The following is a 21,047-nucleotide window of genomic DNA, read 5'->3' on the forward strand; positions in this document are numbered from 1 at the left end:
CGGGCGCGAGGCATGATAGTCATGTGCAGATCTCCGCGCGTGGCGACTACGCGGTCCGGGCAGCCCTCAGCTTGGCTCAGTCCTACCCCGCACTGATGTCCGCCCAGGCCATTGCCCAGGACCAGGAAATGCCCCGCAAGTTCCTCGAGGCGGTGCTCGCCGACCTGCGCCGTGCCGGCGTGGTGCGGGCACAGCGCGGCGCGGAGGGTGGCTACACGCTGTCCCACCCACCGAGGGACGTGACGATCGGCCAGATCCTGCGGGCGGTCGACGGTCCGCTGGCCGGGGTGCGCGGCCTGCGCCCCGAGGAGACGCAGTACGCGGGAGCCGCCGAGAACCTGCCGAACCTCTGGGTGGCGGTGCGCGCGGCGGTCCGCGAGGTGGTCGACGAGGTGAGCCTCGCCGAGCTGATCAGCGGGCGGATGCCGGCGCACGTGCGCAAGCTGACCACCCGGCCGGACGCCTGGCAACCACGCTGACGTTTGTAGATCCGCCGGATCGGGAACCGTCCGCCCATCTGAACAGATGGGAGCGTTCCGATGGGACTCGTGTTTCGCAGCCGCAAGAAGTTCGGCCCCCTGATCCTGAACTTCACCGAGAACGGCTACTCGTCCTGGACCTTCAAGATCGGTCGCTGGTCCTGGAACTCCAAGACCCGCGCGCACCGCTACGACCTGCCCGGTCCGGTGTCCTGGAAGCAGGACAAGTCCCGCAGCCGCTAGGCCGGGCTGATCAGGACGTCGCCGCCCAGGCGGCCGTGCTCCGGCCGCCGGGTGACCGATCCGGCGTCGACGAGCGCGTGCAGCACCCGGGTGGCGTCGGCCGAGCGGTAGACGGTCTCGGTCAACGCGAACGTGCGCAGTTCGGTCACCGTCGCGGTGCCGACCTCGGCCAGGTGCGCCAGCAGCTCACGGCGCAGCGGACCGGGGTGCGGCGACAGCGAGATGTCGATCAGGTGCCGTTCCGGGTCGGCGGGGTCGCGTAGGCGTACCCCGGCGAATTCGTCGACCGCCCAGAGCGCCTCCTTGAAGCTCTCCAGACTCTTGGCCGAGGTGGTGGCGAAGGCCACCACCTCGCCGGGCTCCGGCCCGGTCGCCAGCTCCGCTGCCGTGAGCAGCGGAAATCCCAGGTCGCGGTAGGGCTCGAGCGAGGTGCCGGGCGGCAGCACCAGCAGCACTTCCGCGGGCTTGCCCGCCGCCACCGCCGCGACGGTGGCCGGCCGAGGCGGTTCACTTGCGCCCGCAGCGTCCAGAAATGCCAGCATCGGTACGCGCGAAGCACCCGCCGCCTTGAGCGCCACCGGCACCCGCTCGTCGGTCCCGCCACCGACCGGCAACACGGCCAGCCCGGCCGCCGCTCCGGCCTCCCGCTGCGCCGCGGTGAGCAGCCCGGTCACCGCACTGACGTCGTCGCCGACTGCCACCATGGACAGTTCCCGGCCGCGGGCCAGGTCCGGCAGGTCGGCGAGAACCCGGACGGCCTCTTCGGCAGCGGCGCCGCCGTCCGCGTCGGCGTAACCGTGCACATAGATCACCCGCCGGGCGCGGTGCAGCGCCCCGGCGGCCCAGGCTTGCAGGTGGCGGACGAGCAGTTCGCGTTTGACCGTGGCGATCGGGTGCATACGGAGTTTGTACCGCGTCCACTTCGTTCCCCGAAACTTGTACCTACGGTATTCAACCGAGCACTATGAGGTAATGCCCCCACCGCTCGCCGAACTGACCGCGCAGGCGCAGACATTGACGTCGGCCGGTGATCTCGTGGGCGCCCGTGCCGTTCTGGACGACGTCCTGCGGTCCGCGGACGCCGACCCCCGCCGGGCCACCGCGGATCTGGCGGTTGCCGCCGCCCTGCACGCCCGGGTCCTCATCGCACTCGGCGACCCGCAGTCCGCCCGCCTCTGGGCCGCGTTCGCGCACGCCGCCGAGGAGCGGCTGCACGGGCCCAAGGACGAGCGCACCATCGCCGCCGCGGCCACCCACGCCGCCGTCCTGCAGCTGATCGGCCAGCACGGCCGGGCCGCCCTGGTCTATCACGACCTGGTCGCCGAGCTGGCCCGGTTGGACGGTCCGGACGCGCCGCGGGTGCTCGCCGCCGAGGCGGATCTGGCCACCGCCGAGCACGCTGCCGGGCACTGCGGCACCGCACGGGCGCGGCTGTCGCGCGCCTGGCGGCACCACCACGACGTGTACGGTGACGCCGCCCCCGCCGGCATCAAGATGCTGGCCCGGCTCGGCGTGATGGAGCGCGAGTGCGGCCGTGACACGGAGTCACGCGAGCATCTGGCCCTGGCGCAGGATCTGAGCGCCCGCTATCTGCCGGCCGACCATCCGCTGGCCCGGCAGGCCGCCGCCCTCGCCGGGGCCAAGCGTTCCGGCCGGCACAGTTGCGGCCGTGTCGAGCCGGGCGGGGACGCCCCGTTCCGCCCGTTCCCGCGCCGCCCGACTGTGCCCGACCCCGGGCCGGCCCGCCCGGCGCCGTTCCCCGCGCTCGCCCCTGGCCAGCCGCCACCGGACGACCGGGCGACCGATCCGAACGGCCGGGTCTACTCGGCGCCGGAGTTGCCACCGCCGGACAACCGGCCCACCGACCCGAACGGGACCGTCTACCAGCAGCCGCTCTACCTCAGTGACGTGCACCGGCTGCCCGGCGACCTGACCGGCCGGCACGCCCGCGCGGACACCCCTCCCCCGCTGCCCGGCCACCGGGCGCCCGACTACGGCGAGGACGGCCGGGCCGTGCCGGTCGGGACGGCCCGGGCCAGCACGCTCACCGGGCCACCGAACTCGTTGGTGCCGATGCACAGCGAGCGGCCGGAGAAGCCGCGCGGCAGCACTCATCCGCTGCTGCTCGCCGGCCTGCTCGCGGGCGGGGTGGCCGCGGCCGCCGCGGTGGTCATCCTGACCCTGCCGGACGCCGACGGCGCCACCGAGGCGCAGTCCACCCCCTCGGCGCCATCGTCGGTCGCGCCGTCCGGCCCGGCCGCCGGCGCGCTCACCGCGACCGGTGCCCCCGGCGCCCCGCAGAACCTGCGGATCCGTGACAACGGGGACAGCGTCACCCTGCAGTGGGTCTACCCCGGCAGCGCCAAGGGGCCGGTCCAGATCTCCGGTGGGCGCACCGGGCAGGAGCCCCGGAAGTTCCAGGAGCTGCCGGCCGGCGCCTCCGACTTCATCGTCTACAGCCTCAACGCGAAGCTGAACTACTGCTTCTCCGTCGCCGTCGAGAACACCGCCGGCCAGGTAGCCGCCTCGGCCCCGATCTGCACCACACGCTGACCCAGTGAACCTTTTTCAACCTGGCATCGGTCCAAGGGGCCGGGCCTTTTGCCAGCTCACGGCGGTGCAGCCCTGGCCATGTTGAAAAAGGTTCATTGCAACCTCTTCGCAACCGGCTGTCACCCGGCCTGCGACCCCACGGGTGGCACCTTTGATCGTCAGGCGACCAGAGGAAAGAGGGACAGTGACGACCGACACGGCCAGCTGCGTCCCCACCGGGCTGCACGACGAGCTCGGCGCCCTCGAAACCGCGGTTGCGGAACTCGAGGGCCGGCCCAACTCGCAGTTCCGGACCGTGCGGGAGCCGGCCGCGGAGATCCAGCGCCGGGCCGAGGAGCTCGGCGCGCACGAGCTCGCGCAGCGGGCCGGGCTGCTGCTCGCCGGGGTGCTGCTCCGGGAGGGCCGCACCGGCGAGGCCGGCCGGATCGCGCACCAGGTGCAGGCCTGGGCCGACGAGCACCGGGCCACCTACCTGCTGGCCCGCGCACACCGGGAGCTGTCCAGCTTCTTTCGCGCCGTGGGTGATTTCTCGGACGCCCTGACCCACGCGGTGCAGTGCGTCGCCGTGCTGGCCGAGGACGCGCCCGCGGTGGTCCGCGCCCGGCACCTGGTGTCGCTCTCCATCGCCATGGAGGAGGCCGGCGACGTCAAGGGCGGCGACCAGCGGGCCCGGGAGGCGCTGGCGCTGGCCGCGGTCTCCGGCGACCACGAGCTGACCCTGCAGGTCCTCAACAACATGGCCTACAGCGCGTTCGAGCAGGACGACGAGCCGGCCGCGCGGACCCTGGTCGGGCAGATGCGCGAGCTGCACACGCGTACCGGCGTGCAGCTCGGCGCGAACCTGCTGGACACCATGGCCCGGGTCGACATGATGAGCGGTGGGTACGCGGCGGTCGAAGAGCTGATGGCCCCGGTCCTGGACGACCGGGTCGCCGCAAACGAGGGTGACGCCATCGCGGAATGCCTGCTCACCCTGGCTCTGGCCCGCCGCCTCGACGGCCGGTACGACGACGCCCAGGCCGCCCTCGACCGGAACCGGGAGCTCTGCGCCGACCGGGAACTGGCCGCGATCGGCGCCCGGATCCGTCAGGAGCAGGCCGCTCTGTACGCGGCGACCGGCCGGTTCGCCGAGGCGTACGAGGAGCATCGCGCCTTCCACGCCGCGGCGACCGCCCAGCATTCGGCGCAGCGCGACGCCCGCGCCCGTGCGCTGCAGGCCGTCTTCGAGGCGAACGAGGCTCGCCGGGCCAGCGACCACTTCCGGGAGATGGCCCACCGGGACGCGCTGACCGGCCTCTACAACCGCCGGTACGTGAACGACCGGATGCCGGACCTGCTGCAGGAGGCCGCGGGCCACCGCCGCCCGCTGGCCGTCGCCCTGGTCGACCTGGACCACTTCAAGCGGGTCAACGACACGCTCTCGCACGCCACCGGGGACACCGTCCTCCAGCAGATCGCCGAGTTGCTGGAGGAGGCCGCCGGCAGCTCGGCCATCGCCGCGCGGATGGGCGGCGAGGAGTTCCTGCTGGTCTTCCCCGGGCTGGACGCGCGGGAGGCCGCGCTGCACTGCGAAGGGCTCCGTCTGCGGGTCCGCGCGCACAACTGGGTGCCGGTCACCGGCAGGCTGCCGGTGACCACCAGCATCGGGGTCACCGCCACCACGCCGGACGGGAAGGGCACGTTCACCGCGCTGCTCTCCCAGGCGGACCGCAATCTGTACGCGGCTAAGCGCAGCGGCCGCGACCGGGTGATCGCCGACCTGGAGCTCTGAGCCCGCTCACTCGCCGACCGGACCGCCGGCGAGCTCGGCGACGATGTCCAGGTGCCCGAGGTGCCGGGCGTACTCCTGGACCAGGTGGAAGCAGATCCGCTCGAGCGAAGCCGGCGGATCGCCGTCCCAGCGCGGCCCGGGCTGCCCGATCGCCGCCGGATCGCTGCCGGTGATCACCTCGGCGGTGTGTACGCCCTGCGCCCGCAACGCCCCCGCCAGCTCTTCCAGGGTCTCCGACTCGGCCACGTGCCAGCGGTCGTCCCGCCGGTCACCCCACGGGTCGCCGACCGACCGCCCCTGGAAGCCCCACTCGATCCACCGCAGCTCCACCCAGCGCAGATGCTTGACGAGTTCCAGTGGCGTCCACCCGGAGGCGAGCCGGCTGGACCGCAACTCGGCCTCGGGCAGCGCGGACGCCTTGGCCAGCAGGCTCTCCCGGAAGTAGTCCAGGTAGCGGACGAAGACCTCGGAGCGGTTCGCGGCGGGCGTCGTCGGCGACGGGAACTCGATCGTCATGCCGCGAGTATGTCGAGGTCGACGACGACCGGGTAGTGATCCGAGGCGTGTTCGGCCGTCCCGCCGCGGACCACCCGCATGTCCCGGGCCAGCGGCGCCACGGCCGAGCCGGCCAGCACATAGTCGAGCCGTGTCGACCCGAACTCGTGACCCCGCAGACCGGTGGTCGGAACCGTCTCCCCGGCATCCGAGCCGGGACCGGGGCCGGCGGCCGGCCACAGATCGGTGAAGCCGGCGTCGGCGAAGGCGGCGATCGCGCCGGTGGCGACCGTGCCGTCCGGGTCGAGATGCCGGCGGCGGTACATCGCGGGGAGCGCGGCCAGCGCCTCGGTGTGGTCGACGCCCGGCGCGAGCCCGTTCAGGTCGCCGGCGATCAGCGTGCGGTCGCCGAAGTACCGGGCGGCCAGCCAGCGGGCCTCGCGCATCCGGCGATACGGCCAGAACGGGTTGAGGTGGGTGCTCACCACCCGCAACGGGCCGGCCGTGGTCGCCACCTCGGCGACCGCGGCGGCGTGGTGCAGCCGCCAGGTGACGGCGGCCCGCTTGCCGAGCTGCAGCGGCGGGCGGACCAGCACCGCGACCGGCTGACCGAGGACCGACCGGGCCAGGTGCGGGGTCATCCCCACCGATGTCGCGAAATGGGTCGTCCGGTCGTACCGGGGAAAGTCACGCAGCTCTTGCAGGGCCAGGATGTCCGGGCGCTCGGCCTTGACCACCTCGATGATCGCCGGCAGGCGATCGCCGCCGCCGTTGCGGATGTTCCAGGTCATCAACCGCAACGTCACCGGGCGGTCTCCAATGGCCGGTGGGTGACCTGGGCTGCCTCCTCGGCGGCTTCCTCGGCGGTCTCGGCATGGGCGTTCGGCCGGACCGTGAACCACAGGACGGTGAGCCACGCGGTGGTGAGCAGGGCGGCGCCGAGGAAGTCGGTCGGGTGGTGCATGCCGCGGTACATCCGGGACAGCGCGACACCGACCGGCATGATCACCGCGAGGGCCGGGAAGATCCAGCGCCACGGCTGCCGGAACCGGGCCATCACGATGATCGCGATGGCGGCCCAGACGCACATGGTCGCGGCGATGTGCCCGGACGGGAACGACGAGGTCGGCATCGGGCCGTCCAATTGCTCGATCGGCGGGCGCGGCCGGTCCACCGCGGCCGCGGCGCAGAGGAACAGGGTGAGCTCACCGACCATGGTCAGCACCAGGAACAGGACCGGGCGCCACTGCCGCCACAGGGCCAGCGCGATCGGGCAGAAGATCAGCGAGATGAACAGGATGGCGTGGGTGTCGCCGAACTTGCTCCACCACCAGCTCAGGTCGTCCAGCTGAGGGGTGCGGAAGCTCTGCAGCCAGGCCGGGAACGCGGTGTCGAAGCCGGGCGTCCACCGGGTGACTGTGTAGCCGACGACGTAGAGCAGGCCGAACACGAAGACCCAGCCGACCAGGATTTCCGCGGCCTTGGCCCACGGGTGCGGCAGCACGGCGCCCTCGGCGGGCGCGAGCCGCAGATCCGGGCCGGCCTCCGGCTCCAGGCCGTCGGTGAGCGGCGGGGTCTCATGACCCGCTTCGCGGCGCCAGATCCGGAACGCGTACGCCGTGACGCTGATCCACGCCAGTCCGAGCAGCCACCCGCCCAGCACGTCGGAGAGGAAGTGCACACCCAGCGCGATCCGGGTGAACCCGATCGCCGCGACCACGACCGCGGCCGCACCGATGAACCAGGGCCGCCACCGGCGCCGCATCGCCGGCAGGAAGACCAGCACGATCATCCCGTAGACGACCATCGAGCCGAGCGCGTGCCCGCTCGGGAAGCTGTTGCCGGGTGCCGTGGCGACCGGCACCTCGACCACCGGGCGCAGCCGGCCGATCAGGGCCTTCAGCGACGGATCCATCAGCAGCGCGCCGGCGCCGGTGACGATCAGGTAGACCGCCGGGCGCGGCCGGCGGCGGATCAGCAGCATCAGGGTGAGCAGCGCGACCAGCGGGATCATGAAGCCGCGCCCGCCGGCCGACGAGATCTGCTGGAGCACTGCCACCGTGGTCTCCGACCCGGACGCCCAGCGGTTCAGGCCGTCCGCCACGCTCCGGTCGAGGCTCTGCAGCGGGCTCCAGTGGAACCGGACCAGCAGCAGCAGGACGCCGAAGGCCAGGCCGATCGTGGTCACCACGAGCAGGCCCAGCACACTGCGTTCAGCGAAGTGCCGCACCGGCGCCCAGCCTGCGCGCTCTACTACACGATTGTCATCCGTCACAGCCACGCGCGGTTCTTACCCGGACGGTTCAACCGGTACACCGGGATCGCGCTGGGCGGGGATCTCCGGGCCGGGCTCCCAGTGATCGTCCTTGGCCGGGCGCGCGCCGACCCGGCGGGCCTCCAGCTGGGCGGCGAAGGCCAGCCCCAGGAAGAGCGCGATGCCGGTGAGGTTCGCCCAGACCAGCAACGCCATGATCGCGGTGAGCGGGCCGTACGTCGCGCCGAAGCTGTCGCTGAACCGGACGTACCCGGCGAGCGCCAGACTGGCCAGCCACCACAGCACGGTGGACATCACCGCGCCGAACAGCAGCCAGGACAGGGCCGGCTGCTTGCGCCGCACCGAGTGGCGGAACAGCAGGCCCACCGCGAAGACGATGAGCAGCAGGCTGAGCGGCCAGCGGACCAGGTCCCACGCCACCCGTACGCCGTCGGGCAGGTCCAGATGGCGTTGCGCCGAATCCCCGGCGGTCCGGCCGGCGACCAGCAGCAGGAAGCCGAAGAGCGCGGGCAGACCGGCGACCAGCGCGAGGGTGGCGGCCCGGATGTACTTCTGCAGGGCCGGCCGATCGCGTTCCACGCCGTAGATCCGGTTCGCGCCGCGTTCGATCTGCGCCATCGCGGTGGTCAGCGCGAACAGACCGGTGATCATGCCCAGGGTCAGGGCCAGTTCGCCGGCCTCCTCGGTGCTGTCGGTGTCCACCAACAACTCCTCGACCAGGTTCCTGCTGTCACCCGGAGTCAGCGCGATGACGGTGTCCGCCACGATCTGCCCGCCGGACTCCGCACCGAGATCGGTGGCGAGCCCGGAGAGGGCGATCAGGAACGGCACGATCGCCAGGCACAGCTGCAGGGCGAAGGCCCGGGCGTGGCTGAAGCCGTCGCCGTACCGGAACCGGACGAAGGCGTCGTGGAGCAGGGGCCAGCGCCCGTAGTGCCGCAGCGCCAGGAAGGCGTCGTCCGCCGAGAGCTGGTCCCCGGGCATCATCCGGGTCTCGGGAACGGGCTCGGTGCTACTCAAGATTCTTCTCCGCGCGCTTCGCCACCTTGTCGGCGTCGTACGCCAGGTCGGGATCGGAATCGGGCTGCGGCACGCAGAGCAGCAGCGCCCGCGGCCGTACGTGGATCTTCATGGCTTTCCCCGGTGCGATCAGGTCCCCGTCGAGTTGCCGCGATTGTGCCCGGTTGCTGTAGATCTCGACACGTGATGCGGTGTACGTCTCCATCAGCGGCACCCGGTCCTGCCGGCGCAGCACCGCCCAGGCCAGTTGCGCCCAGTGCGCCAGGTTGCCCGGGCTGAGGATCGCCACGTTCAGCTTGCCGTCGTCCGGCTCGGCCTTGCTCAGCAGCCGGACGCCGCCCTGCAGCCGGCCGACGTTGCCGACGATGACCGCTTTCGGGCGCCGGGGCATCGGCGGGCCGCCGTCCAGCCGGATCCGGGCGCGCATCGGGCGGTCCAGCAGGTGTTTGGCGCCGCCACCGACGTACGCCAGCCAGCCGATGTGCTTCTTGGCCCGCTCCGAGGTGGCCTCCAGCATCTGGGCGTCGAAACCCATCCCGGCCATCACCACGAAGCACCGGTCGTCGATCACGCCGACGTCGATCCGCCGGCGGCCGCCCTCCAGCGCCACCTCGAGACCGGTCTGCGGATCGGTCCCCAGCCCCAGGTTGGCCGCGAGCAGGTTGCCGGTGCCGGCCGGGAGCACGGCCAGCGCCACGTCGGTGCCGGCCAGCGCGGTGACGACGGAGGTGACCGTCCCGTCACCGCCGCACGCGAAGACCAGCTCGGCGCCGTCCGCCATCGCCTGCTTGGCCTGCCCGCGCCCGGGGTCCTCGGGGGTGGTCTCGTACCACTTCGGCTCGGGCCAGCCGGCCTTCGCCAGGCCTTCGCTGACCACCTGCTGCAACTGATCGAGTTCGGGCACCTTGGCGGGATTCACCACAACAGCAGAGCGAGGTCCGGTCACGGGATCAGTCTGCCGGAGGCCGTCCGGACCGGCGACCCGAGAATCCCGCACACTGCTGAAGTGACCGAACTGACGTACCCCGAAGTGGGACTCACGCGGACCGGCCCGCTGCCCGCCGGCTACCGCCATCTGCGCTACCGCACCCGGATCGGCGCCGGCGAGGCGGTCCTGCGCCGCGCCGGCGAGGCGATCGTCACCTTCCGCATGCACCGCGCGACCGGCGCACGAATCCGCACCGACGCCGCCCGGGCCGAGCCGGGCGTCCGGCTCACCGTCGGTCTCGGCCCCCTGAAAGCGCCCTGCCAGGTGGTCTGGACGGTTGCGGAGAGCGACCGGATCGGTTTCGGGTACGGCACCCGCGCCGGTCACCCGGCCAGCGGCGAGGAGTCGTTCGTGGTGGAACGCGACGCGCAGGACCAGGTGTGGTTCGCGGTCACCGCGTTCTCCCGGCCCGCCGGCACGCTGATGCGGCTCGGCGGCCCGGTCGCAGTGCTCTTCCAGCACCTCTACGCGCGCCTCTGCGGCCGGGCGCTGCGCCGGGTGAGTACGGTGGCCTAGTGGGCACGACATCGGTCACCTGGCTGGGCCACAGCACCGTGTGGCTCGCCGACTCGGGTGTCAACCTGCTCACCGACCCGGTGCTGACCGACCGCCTCGCCCACCTGCGCCGGATCGCCGGTCCCACCCCCGAGCTGCCCGGCCCGCCGGACGCGGTGCTCCTCTCCCACCTGCACGCCGACCACTTCCACATCGCCTCGCTCAAGGCGGTGCCGGGCAAGCCCCTGCTGGTGGTGCCGCGCGGCGCCGCCGCTTTCGCGGCCAAGACCCTGGGCCGCGAGGTGGCCGACCGCTGCGTCGAGCTCGCGCCGGGTGACGACACGACCATTTCGGGGGTACGGGTCCGCGCCGTCCCCGCCCGCCACGACGGCGGCCGGGGCCCGTGGTCGCGGGAGCGGGCCGTCGCGGTCGGCTTCGTGGTCGAGGGCGCGGCCCGCACCTGGTACGCGGGCGACACCGGCCTCTTCGACGAGATGCACGACTTCGGCCCGCTGGATCTGGCGCTGATCCCGGTCGGCGGCTGGGGACCCACCCTCGGCGCGCACGGCCACCTGGACGCGGTCGACGGGGCCGAGGCGCTGCGCCGGGTCAAGGCGTCCTGGGCGGTGCCGATCCACTACGGCACGCTGTGGCCGATCGGTTTCGGACGCGTCCGCCGGCACATGTTCGACGAGCCGGGCGCCCGGTTCGCCGAGCACGCGGTGCGCACCTCGCCCGACACCCAGGTCCGGGTCCTGAGGCACGGCGAGACCCTGACCGTGGAGCCGGCCGCGTGATCGACGAACTGGCCACCCTGGGCTCGCTGTTCCTGGTCGTGGCGTTCGGCGCGATCGTGCCGATCGTGCCCACCGGTGCGGCGGTCAGCGGGGCGACCGCGTTCGCCTTCCACGAGCACCCGTTCACCATCGGCTTCGTGGTCCTGGCCGGCGCCGCCGGGGCGTATGTAGGCGACCTGGTGATGTACGCGATGTGCCGCTTCGGCGGCGAGCAACTGGCCCGGCGGCTGCGCTGGCTGCGCGACGAGGAACACCTGATCGGGGTGAAGGACCGGCTCAAGCAGAAACAGGTCCCGGTGCTGCTGGTGTCCCGGCTGATCCCGGGCGGCCGGGTCCCGGTGCTCCTGGCGGCCGCCTTCGTCGGCATCTCCTGGCGCACCTTCGTGGTCGCCAACCTGCCGGCCTGCGCCCTGTGGTCCGGTGTGTACGCCACGATCGGTCTGGCCGGCGGCTCGATCTTCCCGAAGCCGTGGCAGGGCGTGGTGGCCGCCATCGTCCTGATCCTCGTGGTGAACCAGGTGGTCACCTGGGTTCAGAAGCGCCGGACCGCGGCCACTCCTAGTACTTCAAATGCGTCCGGGTGAGCTTCGCGGCCCGCTCCACCACCGCGATGCCGCCGTCCATGCCGACGTGACCGTGTGAGAGCACCGCGATCGAGACGTCGGTGGTCTTCCCGGTGATCCGGCCCACCGAGTTGATGATCCACCGGTTGTTCTCGGTGGACCGGGGCAGCCAGCCGTTCTTCACGGTGAACTTCTCGCCGGTCTTCGCCGCCGCCGGGACACCCCAGTCCTGATCCGGGACGACGGTGTTCATCAGCTTGAACGCGTACGTCCGGGAGGCGGCGGTCAGCTTGCTCTTCGGGTCGACCAGCTGAGCGAGGAGCTTCACCTGGTCCTTCACCGTGGTCTGGGTGAGACCCCAGGCGCTGTTCACCCGGGTCTGAGTGAGACCGAGGCGCTTGTTGCAGGCGGAGATCGCGCTCTGGCGGCCCAGACTGTTGAACAGCGACGTGGTGGACGCGTTGTCACTGAGGCGGATCATCTTGTCGGCCAGCGCCCGCTCGTTCGCGGTCAGTTTCCGGCCGTCGTCCTGCGCGGTGAGCAGCAGGCACGCGAGCACCTGAACCTTCACCACGCTCGCCGTCTCGTAGCGTTCGTCGCCCCGGAACGCGTACACCTCACCGGTCTTGCGGTCCAGGACCGCGACCGAGAACTCCGGCTGATTCGCGGCATACTTCTTCAGGGCCGCGTCCAGCGCCTTGACCCGCTTGGCGCGCTCGCGTGCCGCCAGCTCCTCCGGGCTCGGCCCGGTCGGCGACGGCGAACTCTTCGGCGAAGCCAGTGCGGCACCCGAGACAGGGACGGTTCCACCGCCCGATTCGTCATCAGACATCCCTTTGGCCACCAGGATCGAACCCCCGAGGATGCCCACGGCAGCAATCAGCAAGATCAGATTCCGGGTACGTCGCACCCATGCATAGTGCCGTGTTTGCGGTCGCCGATGTCGCCCGGAATGCTGTGGATTCGCAACTTTCGACCCTCGGCTGTGGTACCGACACCGTCAGTGACCGATCTAGCGTGCGTATGCGGCGCATGATGGGGGGTATGGCATTCCTCGTGTCCCGAGCCGTACAGCTGTCCCGCGCCGTGCTTGCCGTCCCCGTCGCCGCCATCGACCTCACCCGCACCGTGGCCGGCCAGGTGATCGAGACAGCCGCCGCGGCAGCGACCGTGCCGGTGCGCGCCGTGGGCCTGATCGGACAGGCGGAACTGCTGCTCAACCGGGTCAACCTGGCCGTCGCCCAAGCCGAGGACCTGATCACCCGTGTGTCCGCGGTCGCAACCGCCGCCGAGACCACCGTCGCCGAGGCGCGGGCCATCACCACCGCCGCATCCCTCACCGTCGAGGAGGCGAGCACCATCTCCGCCGCAGCCGGCGACCTGGTCCGCCGCACGTCGCTCACGGCCGAAGCCGCCGGCGTGATCGTCGGCGACGCGGCCGCAGCCGTGGCTGAAGTGACGATCATCACAACCGCGGCCTCCAGCGCCATCACCGACGTCTCGGCCATCACCGCTGCGGCTGCCGAAGCGATCACCGAGGTCGCGTCGATCTCTTCGGAGGCGTCCGGCACGATCAACGAGGTCGCCACGATCACCGGCTCGGCGCGCGAGATCGTCGCGAACGCCTCCGCGGTCGCCGACCGGGCCGACGCGGTGGTCGCACGCGCCGGAACGGCCGCCGCCGAGGCCGAGGAACTGCTCAACGGCTACGCCCCGACGCTGCGCGAGGCCGCCCCACTGGCCGCCCGCTTCGTCTCCGAACTCACCCCGGACGAGGTCACCGCCGCCATCCGGGTCGTCGACCACCTGCCGAGCCTGCTCAACCACCTGACCAACGACGTGATGCCGCTGCTGAGCAAACTCGACCAGGTCGGCCCCGACCTGCACAAACTGCTCGAGGTCACCGAAGACCTCCACCTGGCGATCGCCGGCCTCCCCGGCCTGAAGATTCTCCGCCGCCGAGGCGAGGAACGCGTCAACGACTGACCACCCCAACCGGGCCGCCGGCCAAGAGACCGAGCGGCCGGTCAAGGCCCAGCGGCTGACCGGGGCCGCTCGGCGGGTGAAGGCTACGCGGCGAGGATGATGCCCTTCAGCTCGTAGGAAGCGATGTCCGGGCGGATGGTCACCGTGGGTTCCTGGATCAGGCGCAGGTTCGGCATGGCGAACAGCTTGCTCAGGAAGATGTCGGTCTCCTGGATGGCGATGTAGGCGCCGGGGCAGCGGTGCGCCCCGTCTCCGAAGGACAGGCCTGCGTCGGCGACGCCGTCGGATAGGGGCGGCCGGGGCAGACGGCGGCCGGGTCGGGGCCGACGGCTGAGCCGTCCAGGTTGGCGGCGGCGACGCCGACGTCCACCTTGGCGCCCGAAGGGATCGTGACTTCGCCGAGCGTCACGTCGGCTGTGGTCCAGCGCAGCAGGTCGGCGACGACCGGTTCGAGGCGCAGGATCTCGTGCAGGATGGCGGTCCGCGAGGCTTCGTCGCCGGTGGTGTACTACGAGCGCAGCGACTCGTCGGTCAGCAGATGCCACGCGGCGACGGTGATGAACTCGCGGGTGGTGACCATGCCGGCCGCGGCGAAGGTGACGCACTCGCCGAGGATCTCGGCCTTGTTGCAGCCTTCGCCGATCAGGTGGGAGATCAGGTCGTCGCGGCGGTTCCGGCGGCGGGCGGCGATCGCTGGGCGTACGTCGCGCCAGAAGAACGACAAGAGCGTGAAGTTGTTGAAGGCCTGCTGTCGTGCGGCCGTCAGGCCGCGCGCGTCCGGGTCGGGGACCCGGAAGAAGCGGTCGAGGCGTTTCGCCATGTCGCCGCGGCTCTCGGTCAGGCCGACGACCTCGGCGGCCACCGCGACGGCGAGGTGGAACGAGAGCGTGGAAAGGTCTGCCGCACCGCGGCGCCGCAGGATTTCGCACTGTTCGTCGGCGAGACGGTGCATCAATTCCCGGTACGCCGACTCGACCCGTTTCGGCGTGAAGTACTTGGCGGTCTGGCGGCGGTGCTCCCGGTGCTCGGGCCCGTCGCGGTACAGCACCGGCAGGCGCATCCGGTCCTGGATGCGCAGGGCGTTCTCGATGCCGAGGCCGGCCTGCCGGGTGTCGGTGTGCCGCAGGAACTGCCGCGCCGTCGCGTAGTCCTGGATGTGCCACACCCCGTCGGCGTCGACGCGAACGGGGCAGCCGGGCGCCCGGGGACCGCGGTTCACCTTCCGGCTGCTGTCGACTGAGGTCATTCGACGATTGTGAGACATGAGATCCATCCCCGCCGCCCCGGAAGAACCGGAACCGGGACGCCCGCCCCCGATCGCAAGGATCGAAGGCGGGCGTCTGCTCGGCCCTGTGCCGGAGAGCGTCACGAGGGACGCGGTTCCGCCGAGCGGCCTAGTAGACGGACATGCCGTACGCGCTGAGGGCTTCGGTGACCGGCTGGAAGTACGTCGTGCCACCGGTGGAGCAGTTGCCGCTACCGCCCGAGGTGAGGCCGTGCGCGGTGGTGCCGGAGTAGAGCGGCCCGCCGCTGTCGCCCGGCTGGGCGCACACGGTGGTCCGGATCAGACCGGAGACGGAACCCTCGGCGTAGTTGACCGTGCTGTTCAGCGCGGTGACCCGGCCGGAGCGGGTGCCGGTGGTAGAGCCGCGGCGGTAGACCGTGGCGCCGACCGTCGGGGTGGCGGCCCGGGTGATGTCGATCGACGTGCCGACGCCGCCGGTCTTGGTGATCGACGTGTTGGTGTAGCGGACCAGGCCGTAGTCGTTACCCGGGAAGCTGCTGCCGGCCGTGGTGCCCAGGGTGGTGGAACCGTTGTTCCAGCTCGACGAGCCACGCGTGCAGTGGCCGGCGGTCAGGAAGTAGTACGCGCCCGCGCTGTTGCGCACGTTGAAGCCCAGCGAGCAGCGGCCGCTGCCGGAGTAGATGGCGTCGCCACCGGAGATCATGACGCTGAGCTTGCCGGAGACGGTTTCGATCCGTGCCGCGTCGCCGAGCTTGGCGACGGTCGCCTTGACCGCGGCCAGTTTGGCCCCGGTGACGGTCTCGTCGACGCTCACCACGACCTGGTTGCTGACCGGGTCGACGGCGAAGGCGGTGCCGGGCGTTTTCAGGCCGGCTTTGAGGCTGTTGTCGGCGGCGGCCAGGGTGGCGCCGCTGCGGGCCACGAAACGCGCGGTCGCGCCGGAGGCCTTGACCTCGGCCGCGGTCGCCGCGTCGGTCACGTTGACCACGACCTTGCCGGAGGAGTCCAGGTAGGACCCGGCGTCGCGGGTGCCGAGACGGGAGTCGAGGGATGCGGCGAGAGTGGATGCGTCACCGGCGACCGGGGCAGCCGTGGCGGGTGTGGCTGCCAGTCCACTGCCGACGAGAATGCCGACCGCAAGGCCGACGATCGGTCGGCGAAGCTTCGGGTTGAGCACGGTTCCTCCCAGGGGGATGGGGCGTGGGACGCCGATCCGGCGCGCCCGTGCTCGAAGTATTTAAGTTGATCTATTAACTGACAAGCCGGTGAAACGATCTCCCTGCGACGATCAACAGGCTCGTGAACTGCGAGGACGCAATAGCCATATCGCGGGCGTATTACCCAGTCGGGATGAATCAACTATGAACGAAGCCGGCCGGCGGCCCGCTAGCCGCCGGCCGGCACGAGACAGCCGGACACCCGATCGATCTCCCTACTTGTCGACGACGACGATCGGGGCGTCGTCCGCGAGGCGGTAGCCCAGGCCGTACACCGTGGTGATCAGATCCGGATCGTCGAGCTTGGTACGCAACCGGCTGACGTGCACGTCGACGGTCCGGTTGGTGGTGTGCCGGTGCCCCCAGACGTGGGTCAGCAACTGCGCGCGGCTGAACACCTGCCGCGGGTGGCGGGCCAGGAAGAGCAGCAGGTCGTACTCGAGGCGGCTGAGCTCGAGGAGCCGGCCACCACGGAAGGCGGTACGCGCCCGCGGGTCCAGCCGGATGCCGAGGCCGGTCTGCGGCTCGACGGCCGCGTCCAGCTCCACCGCCGCGGCCGGCCCGGCGGCGTCGACCAGCTCACGCAGCGCGGCCAGCACCCGCTCCCGCCCGCCGGCGCCTCCGCTGATGCTGATCGTCACGGTCACCGGGGCCTCGTCGTCGCGGTTCTCCGGCGGGGGCGGGTCGGGCACGGGCCGCAGCCGGGCGGGGCGGGGATACGTGGCGTGTGGATGCGCGACGGCGAGAGCGGACATGGCTACTCCTTCGACAGTGAGCGCCGCCGATTGCGGAGCGACGCCCAGCAAGGATACATTCCCTATCTGTTAGATAGGCAATTGACGCCAGTGGCCAGGGTCATAACTCCGCAGTGGTAGGCCCGGCGATACCGCAAGGCCGGGCAACCGGCCCTGACAAGGAAAGGAGGCGGACGACATGACGGGAATCGTGGTGGTGTCCGGCAACCCGCGCCCCAGCTCTCGGACCTCGGCGCTGGCCGTCGCGGTCGGTGCGGCCATAGCCGCCCGGCTCGGCTCGCCGGAACCCACGGTGATCGAGGTCGGCACACTGGGCGCCGGTCTGCTCACCCCCGGCGACGAGGCGACCAAGGCGGCAGTGGCCGCGCTGACCGAGGCGCATCTGCTGGTCATCGCGACACCGACGTACAAGGGCAGCTACACCGGCGTACTGAAAGTGCTGTTGGACCAGCTGTCGGCCCAGGCGCTGGCCGGCAAGCTCGCGGTCCCGGTGGTCACGGCCGGCGTGGCGCCGCAGGCGGCCGGCGCCGAAGCGCTGCTCCGGCAGCTGCTGGTGGAGCTCGGCGCGATCGCGGTCCGCCCCGGCCTTCCGGTGGTCGAGGCGGACCTGGGTGAGTCGGAGGCGATCGCGCAGAAGTACGCCGCCGCCCTGGACTGGTGACCCCGGTCAGCCCACGGTCACCGTGTAGGTCCGGTCCACCGTCCCACGCCACACATCGGTGAACCGCACCGTGAAGGTGTAGTCGGCCGTGACCGTCGGCACGCCGCTGAGCAGCCCGGATTCGGAGAGCGTCAGCCCGGCGGGCAGTTCACCGGCGGCCAGCGACCAGGTGCCCTTGCGGGAGTCGGTCACGGCCAGCTGCGTCTCGAACCCCTCACCGAGGACGGCCGGCGGCAAGGACGCCGTGGCGATGACCGGCTTGGTCGCCAGCACCGGGATCACCACGGTACGGGTGGCCGACTGCGGAACGAAGTCGGTGAACCGGACCGTCACCGTGTAGGTGCCCGGCTGCGTGGGAGTCCCGCGCAGACGGCCCGCCGAGTCGAGGGTCAGACCCGGCGGACGGGTGCCGCCGACGATCCGCCAGGTGCCCCGGCTCGTGCCGGTCCGCTGCATCGTGAACTGGTACGGCTGCAACACGCTCGCCGCCGCCGTCCGCGTCGTCCGAATCGCCGGGGCCTTCGGCGGCGCCGGGACGTAGAGCAGCCGGTCCGGCGATCCGGCCCGTCCGGTGACCCGGCCCTTCGTGGCGTTGCTGACCAGCTTGGCGCGGACCTGGGCCGGAGTCAGCCCGGGGGCGGCGTCCAGGAGCAGCGCCGCCGCACCGGCCACGTGCGGCGCCGCCATCGACGTCCCGCTGTACGTGCCCCGCGCGGTGTTGCTGCTCGCCACGCTGGACACGATGTTCACACCCGGCGCGAAGATGTCGACCACGCTGCCGTAGTTGGAGAACGAGGCCCGCCGGTCCTTGGCGTCGGTCGCCGCGACCGTGATCGCGTCGGGCACCCCGGCCGGACTGCCGAGCATCGCGGGCATGTTCTCGTTGCCGGCCGCCACCACGAAGGTGATGCCGGAGTCGATCGCGTCCTGCACCGCGAAGTCCAGCGACGGGCTGTAGTCGCCGCCCAGGCTCATGTTCGCCACCGCCGGGTGGACCGCGTTGGCGGTGACCCAGTCGATGCCGTCGATGACGTCCGAGATCATGCCTTCACCCCGGCAGTCCAGCACCCGTACGGCCACCAGCTTCGCCTTCTTCGCGACGCCGTACGTGCTGCCGCCGATCGTCCCCGCCACATGCGTCCCGTGCCCGTTGCAGTCGTCGGCCTTCGTGTCGTTGCCGACGAAGTCGTAGCCGTACGACGCCCGGCCGCCGAACTGCTTGTGGCTGACCCGGATCCCGGTGTCGATCACGTAGGCGTGGACGTTGTCGCCGTCCGCGGTCGCCCGGTACGTCTTCGACAGCGTCCGGCCCCGCTGGTCCACCCGGTCGAGTCCCCAGGTGGGCTTCTTCTGGGTGGCGGTCAGGCGTACCACGCGATCCTGCTCGACCATGCGCACCGCCGGGTCGGCGGCGAGACGCCGGGCCTGCGTGGCGGTCATCTCCGCGGCGAAGCCGGGGAACCGGCTGAAGGTGCGCACCACCCGGCCGGCGCCGAAGCTGTGGACCGCGACGCGGGCGGTGGTGTTCTTCAGCGTGACGATGTAGCGCCCGGGCCGAGCCCCGGACGGTTCCGCGGCCGCCGCCACGGGAGTCACCACTACGGCCGAGGCCGCCATCGCCGCGGTGAGCACCGGGCCGAGGATCCAGTTACGCATGCCCCGCGTGATCGGTCGAACATGTCCCCGGTTGAGGGATGCTCAGACCCGGTGTGCCAGCAACGCCAGGCGTACCCGATTGGGGCTTCCGGTCTTGGTCATCAACGCGGTGATGTGGGTCTTCACCGTGGTCACGCCGATGTGCATCCGTTCGGCGATCTCGGTGTTGCTCAGTCCCTCGCCGACCAGGTCCAGGACCTCCTGCTCGCGCACAGTCAGGTTCTCCACCCGGCGCGGCGCCTCCGGTTTCGCGTCGACCGCGCGCCGCACCAGCCGGCGCAGCACCTCCTGGCTGAACGGGCTCTCCCCGGAGGCGGCCTGGCGGATCCCGTTCAGCAGCTCGGCCGGGGGCGCGTCCTTGAGCAGGAAGCCGCAGGCGCCGGCCTGCAACGCCGGGTACAGGTGGTCGTCGTCGCCGAACGTGGTCAGCACCAGCACGCGCGCGGCCGGCCGGGCCGAGATGATCCGGCTGGTCGCGGTGATCCCGTCGACGCCCGGCATGCGCAGGTCCATCACGATCACGTCGGGCGACAGCCGGGCGGCCAGCTCCACCGCGACCCGGCCGTCGCCGGCCTCACCGACCACCTCCATGCCGGCTTCGGCGTCGCAAAGCATCCGCAGGCCGGCCCGGATCAGTTGCTGGTCGTCGACGAGCAGGACGCGGATCATGCGGACTCCCCCGGCAGCATGGTGCCGACCCGCCAGCCGGTCCCGGACGGGCCGGCGGTGAGCACCCCGCCGAGCACCTCGACGCGCTCCCGCATGCCGATCAGCCCGTGCCCGCCGCCGGGTGGCACGCCGGCCGGGCGCGCCGCGGTGAGCCCGCCGTCGTCGGCCACCTCCCAGTCGACGTCCGAGCCGTCCACGGCCACTCGCAGCCGGGCCCGGGCCGAGGTGCCCGCGTGTTTCGCCACGTTGGTCAGAGCCTCCTGGGTCAGGCGGAGGACGGCGAGACCGCGTACCGCGTCCAGGCTGCCCACCGCCGGGTCGATCTCGGCCTCCACGATCACGCCGGCCCGGCGGGCCGTCTCCACCGCGCCGTCCAGGGCGGCGGGCAGGGCAGACGGGTCGATCGCGGTCAGGGAGGCGTCGCCGCGTACGCCGTCCGGGTCGCGCAGCACCGCGACCAGCCGCCGCAGATCGGCCAGGGCGGCGGTGCCGGTCCGGTGCACGTCGTCGAAGACCTCGGCCACCCTGGGGTCGAGGCCGGGCAGCACGTGCTGGGCCACCCCGACCCGCAGCACCATCGACGCGACGTGGTGCGCCACCACGTCGTGCAGCTCCCGGGCGATCGCGCTGCGCTCGTCGGACCGAGCCGCCCGGTGCTCGGACTCGCGCCGCCGCTGCTCCTCCTCGGCCCGGCGGGCGGCCTGCACACCCAGCTCGCGGGTGGTCCGCCCGACCGTGCCGATCAGCACCGGCAGCCCGAGGCCGGTGGCCAGCCCGACCACCTCCTCGAACACCCCGTCCGGGGAGGCCGGCACCTCCAGCGCCAGGTAGACCACCGCGACCGCGGCGGTGCCGGCCCAGACGTACGCGTACCGCGGCGCCCAGAACGCCAGCTCACCCAGCGCCCACGCGGTGCCGACCTTGTTGATCGTCGTGTCGGCGACGGTGGCCATGGCCACCGCGAAGAGCGCGGTCTGTGCCGCCAGGCTCCACACCCGCCGGCGGTGCAGCAGCAGGCCGGCGGCGAAGGCGAGAACCGCGAGCACCCACTGCGGCCCGGTCGGCGGGTTGTCGGTCTGGCAGGTGACGAGCAGGTAGGCCAGGCCGCTGAGGTCGAGCAGCAGCATCCGCGGGAACGTCTCCCGCACGTTGAAGAGGCGGCCCGCCCAGGTCATGCC

The 21,047-nt window shown here is 71.9% G+C and carries 23 protein-coding genes; 9 read left to right on the top strand and 14 right to left on the bottom strand.

Annotated elements, in window-relative coordinates:
• Positions 1-23 precede the first annotated feature (23 nt).
• Entirely contained in the window at positions 24-479 is a 456-nt protein-coding gene (locus OHA21_RS30175; protein ID WP_328460577.1) for an RrF2 family transcriptional regulator, read from the top strand.
• Positions 480-539: 60 nt separating this feature from the next.
• On the top strand, positions 540-722 hold the full coding sequence (locus OHA21_RS30180) for a DUF4236 domain-containing protein (protein ID WP_229069700.1): 183 nt from the start codon (positions 540-542) through the stop codon (positions 720-722).
• Here the strand turns inward: OHA21_RS30180 and OHA21_RS30185 are convergent.
• A complete protein-coding gene (locus tag OHA21_RS30185; RefSeq protein ID WP_328460583.1) occupies positions 719-1,621 on the bottom strand; it encodes a hypothetical protein in 903 nt (300 codons plus the stop codon). The two genes, OHA21_RS30180 and OHA21_RS30185, sit on opposite strands and share 4 nt — an antisense overlap.
• Before the next feature lie 73 nt (positions 1,622-1,694).
• Here OHA21_RS30185 and OHA21_RS30190 point away from each other — a divergent pair, with 73 nt between their 5' ends.
• Both OHA21_RS30190 and OHA21_RS30195 read left to right on the top strand, forming a co-directional pair.
• On the top strand, positions 1,695-3,275 hold the full coding sequence (locus OHA21_RS30190; protein ID WP_328460585.1) for a fibronectin type III domain-containing protein: 1,581 nt from the start codon (positions 1,695-1,697) through the stop codon (positions 3,273-3,275).
• Positions 3,276-3,459: 184 nt separating this feature from the next.
• Positions 3,460-5,046 (top strand): GGDEF domain-containing protein, encoded by a 1,587-nt coding sequence (locus OHA21_RS30195; RefSeq protein WP_328460587.1) that lies wholly within the window; start codon positions 3,460-3,462, stop codon positions 5,044-5,046.
• A 6-nt stretch (positions 5,047-5,052) separates the two neighbouring features.
• Here OHA21_RS30195 and OHA21_RS30200 read toward each other — a convergent pair whose 3' ends face one another.
• From OHA21_RS30200 to OHA21_RS30220, 5 genes are read right to left on the bottom strand one after another with little or no spacing between them, the layout of a single operon-like run.
• On the bottom strand, positions 5,053-5,562 hold the full coding sequence (locus OHA21_RS30200) for a mycothiol transferase (protein ID WP_328460589.1): 510 nt from the start codon (positions 5,560-5,562) through the stop codon (positions 5,053-5,055).
• Positions 5,559-6,347 (bottom strand): endonuclease/exonuclease/phosphatase family protein, encoded by a 789-nt coding sequence (locus OHA21_RS30205; protein WP_328460591.1) that lies wholly within the window; start codon positions 6,345-6,347, stop codon positions 5,559-5,561. Before OHA21_RS30205 ends, OHA21_RS30200 begins: the two co-directional genes overlap by 4 nt.
• Positions 6,344-7,771: a phosphatase PAP2 family protein gene (locus OHA21_RS30210; RefSeq protein ID WP_328460593.1), complete on the bottom strand. Its 1,428-nt coding sequence runs from the start codon at positions 7,769-7,771 to the stop codon at positions 6,344-6,346. The genes OHA21_RS30205 and OHA21_RS30210 overlap by 4 nt, the downstream gene beginning before the upstream one ends.
• Before the next feature lie 60 nt (positions 7,772-7,831).
• The gene (locus tag OHA21_RS30215) at positions 7,832-8,836 is read right to left on the bottom strand and encodes a YihY/virulence factor BrkB family protein (protein WP_328460595.1); all 1,005 of its coding nucleotides are present in this window, start codon (positions 8,834-8,836) and stop codon (positions 7,832-7,834) included.
• Positions 8,829-9,782 (bottom strand): diacylglycerol/lipid kinase family protein, encoded by a 954-nt coding sequence (locus OHA21_RS30220; protein WP_328460597.1) that lies wholly within the window; start codon positions 9,780-9,782, stop codon positions 8,829-8,831. Before OHA21_RS30220 ends, OHA21_RS30215 begins: the two co-directional genes overlap by 8 nt.
• Before the next feature lie 60 nt (positions 9,783-9,842).
• Between OHA21_RS30220 and OHA21_RS30225 the strand changes: the two genes are divergently transcribed.
• From OHA21_RS30225 to OHA21_RS30235, 3 genes are read left to right on the top strand one after another with little or no spacing between them, the layout of a single operon-like run.
• Positions 9,843-10,340 carry a DUF1990 family protein gene (locus OHA21_RS30225; RefSeq protein WP_328460599.1) on the top strand — a complete coding sequence of 166 codons (498 nt, stop codon included), beginning with the start codon at positions 9,843-9,845 and terminating at the stop codon, positions 10,338-10,340.
• Positions 10,340-11,116 (top strand): MBL fold metallo-hydrolase, encoded by a 777-nt coding sequence (locus OHA21_RS30230; RefSeq protein WP_328460601.1) that lies wholly within the window; start codon positions 10,340-10,342, stop codon positions 11,114-11,116. The genes OHA21_RS30225 and OHA21_RS30230 overlap by 1 nt, the downstream gene beginning before the upstream one ends.
• Positions 11,113-11,700: a DedA family protein gene (locus OHA21_RS30235; RefSeq protein WP_328460603.1), complete on the top strand. Its 588-nt coding sequence runs from the start codon at positions 11,113-11,115 to the stop codon at positions 11,698-11,700. Before OHA21_RS30230 ends, OHA21_RS30235 begins: the two co-directional genes overlap by 4 nt.
• Here OHA21_RS30235 and OHA21_RS30240 read toward each other — a convergent pair.
• Positions 11,675-12,589, bottom strand: coding sequence for a serine hydrolase (locus tag OHA21_RS30240; RefSeq protein WP_328460605.1), 915 nt, complete (start codon positions 12,587-12,589; stop codon positions 11,675-11,677). The genes OHA21_RS30235 and OHA21_RS30240 overlap by 26 nt on opposite strands.
• Before the next feature lie 134 nt (positions 12,590-12,723).
• On the opposite strand from OHA21_RS30240, the gene OHA21_RS30245 reads away from it, so the two are divergent.
• Positions 12,724-13,665 (top strand): hypothetical protein, encoded by a 942-nt coding sequence (locus tag OHA21_RS30245; protein WP_328460607.1) that lies wholly within the window; start codon positions 12,724-12,726, stop codon positions 13,663-13,665.
• Between the two features lie 190 nt (positions 13,666-13,855).
• On the opposite strand, the gene OHA21_RS52820 is transcribed toward OHA21_RS30245, so the two are convergent.
• The 4 genes from OHA21_RS52820 to OHA21_RS30260 all read right to left on the bottom strand — a co-directional run bounded on the left by OHA21_RS52820 (position 13,856) and on the right by OHA21_RS30260 (position 16,883).
• The gene (locus OHA21_RS52820) at positions 13,856-14,140 is read right to left on the bottom strand and encodes a cytochrome P450 (RefSeq protein WP_442875181.1); all 285 of its coding nucleotides are present in this window, start codon (positions 14,138-14,140) and stop codon (positions 13,856-13,858) included.
• Between the two features lie 33 nt (positions 14,141-14,173).
• Positions 14,174-14,911, bottom strand: a complete 738-nt coding sequence (locus tag OHA21_RS30250) for a hypothetical protein (RefSeq protein ID WP_328460609.1) — start codon at positions 14,909-14,911, stop codon at positions 14,174-14,176.
• 148 nt (positions 14,912-15,059) lie between these two features.
• Positions 15,060-16,088 (bottom strand): S1 family peptidase, encoded by a 1,029-nt coding sequence (locus OHA21_RS30255; protein ID WP_328460611.1) that lies wholly within the window; start codon positions 16,086-16,088, stop codon positions 15,060-15,062.
• Between the two features lie 255 nt (positions 16,089-16,343).
• Positions 16,344-16,883 carry a winged helix-turn-helix domain-containing protein gene (locus tag OHA21_RS30260; protein WP_328460613.1) on the bottom strand — a complete coding sequence of 180 codons (540 nt, stop codon included), beginning with the start codon at positions 16,881-16,883 and terminating at the stop codon, positions 16,344-16,346.
• 178 nt (positions 16,884-17,061) lie between these two features.
• On the opposite strand from OHA21_RS30260, the gene OHA21_RS30265 reads away from it, so the two are divergent.
• Positions 17,062-17,544: an NADPH-dependent FMN reductase gene (locus OHA21_RS30265; RefSeq protein ID WP_328460615.1), complete on the top strand. Its 483-nt coding sequence runs from the start codon at positions 17,062-17,064 to the stop codon at positions 17,542-17,544.
• A gap of 6 nt (positions 17,545-17,550) precedes the next feature.
• Here OHA21_RS30265 and OHA21_RS30270 read toward each other — a convergent pair whose 3' ends face one another.
• The 3 genes from OHA21_RS30270 to OHA21_RS30280 are packed head-to-tail and all read right to left on the bottom strand — an operon-like array spanning position 17,551 to position 21,044.
• On the bottom strand, positions 17,551-19,200 hold the full coding sequence (locus OHA21_RS30270; RefSeq protein ID WP_328460617.1) for a S8 family peptidase: 1,650 nt from the start codon (positions 19,198-19,200) through the stop codon (positions 17,551-17,553).
• A gap of 42 nt (positions 19,201-19,242) precedes the next feature.
• Entirely contained in the window at positions 19,243-19,869 is a 627-nt protein-coding gene (locus tag OHA21_RS30275) for a response regulator transcription factor (protein ID WP_328460619.1), read from the bottom strand.
• The gene (locus tag OHA21_RS30280) at positions 19,866-21,044 is read right to left on the bottom strand and encodes a sensor histidine kinase (RefSeq protein ID WP_328460621.1); all 1,179 of its coding nucleotides are present in this window, start codon (positions 21,042-21,044) and stop codon (positions 19,866-19,868) included. The genes OHA21_RS30275 and OHA21_RS30280 overlap by 4 nt, the downstream gene beginning before the upstream one ends.
• Positions 21,045-21,047 lie beyond the last annotated feature (3 nt).

Origin of the sequence: Actinoplanes sp. NBC_00393, assembly GCF_036053395.1 — a bacterium.
In the GTDB taxonomy this organism is placed as follows: Bacteria; Actinomycetota; Actinomycetes; order Mycobacteriales; family Micromonosporaceae; genus Actinoplanes.

What these genes read in the sequence shown, in the direction of transcription:
- OHA21_RS30180 (WP_229069700.1), top strand. Translation starts at nt 540, where the DNA reads ATGGGACTCGTGTTTCGCAGCCGCAAGAAGTTCGGCCCCCTGATCCTG.
- OHA21_RS30185 (WP_328460583.1), bottom strand. Translation starts at nt 1,621, where the DNA reads ATGCACCCGATCGCCACGGTCAAACGCGAACTGCTCGTCCGCCACCTG.
- OHA21_RS30190 (WP_328460585.1), top strand. Translation starts at nt 1,695, where the DNA reads ATGCCCCCACCGCTCGCCGAACTGACCGCGCAGGCGCAGACATTGACG.
- OHA21_RS30200 (WP_328460589.1), bottom strand. Translation starts at nt 5,562, where the DNA reads ATGACGATCGAGTTCCCGTCGCCGACGACGCCCGCCGCGAACCGCTCC.
- OHA21_RS30245 (WP_328460607.1), top strand. Translation starts at nt 12,724, where the DNA reads ATGGCATTCCTCGTGTCCCGAGCCGTACAGCTGTCCCGCGCCGTGCTT.
- OHA21_RS30250 (WP_328460609.1), bottom strand. Translation starts at nt 14,911, where the DNA reads ATGACCTCAGTCGACAGCAGCCGGAAGGTGAACCGCGGTCCCCGGGCG.
- OHA21_RS30260 (WP_328460613.1), bottom strand. Translation starts at nt 16,883, where the DNA reads ATGTCCGCTCTCGCCGTCGCGCATCCACACGCCACGTATCCCCGCCCC.
- OHA21_RS30265 (WP_328460615.1), top strand. Translation starts at nt 17,062, where the DNA reads ATGACGGGAATCGTGGTGGTGTCCGGCAACCCGCGCCCCAGCTCTCGG.
- OHA21_RS30270 (WP_328460617.1), bottom strand. Translation starts at nt 19,200, where the DNA reads ATGCGTAACTGGATCCTCGGCCCGGTGCTCACCGCGGCGATGGCGGCC.
- OHA21_RS30275 (WP_328460619.1), bottom strand. Translation starts at nt 19,869, where the DNA reads ATGATCCGCGTCCTGCTCGTCGACGACCAGCAACTGATCCGGGCCGGC.
- OHA21_RS30280 (WP_328460621.1), bottom strand. Translation starts at nt 21,044, where the DNA reads ATGACCTGGGCGGGCCGCCTCTTCAACGTGCGGGAGACGTTCCCGCGG.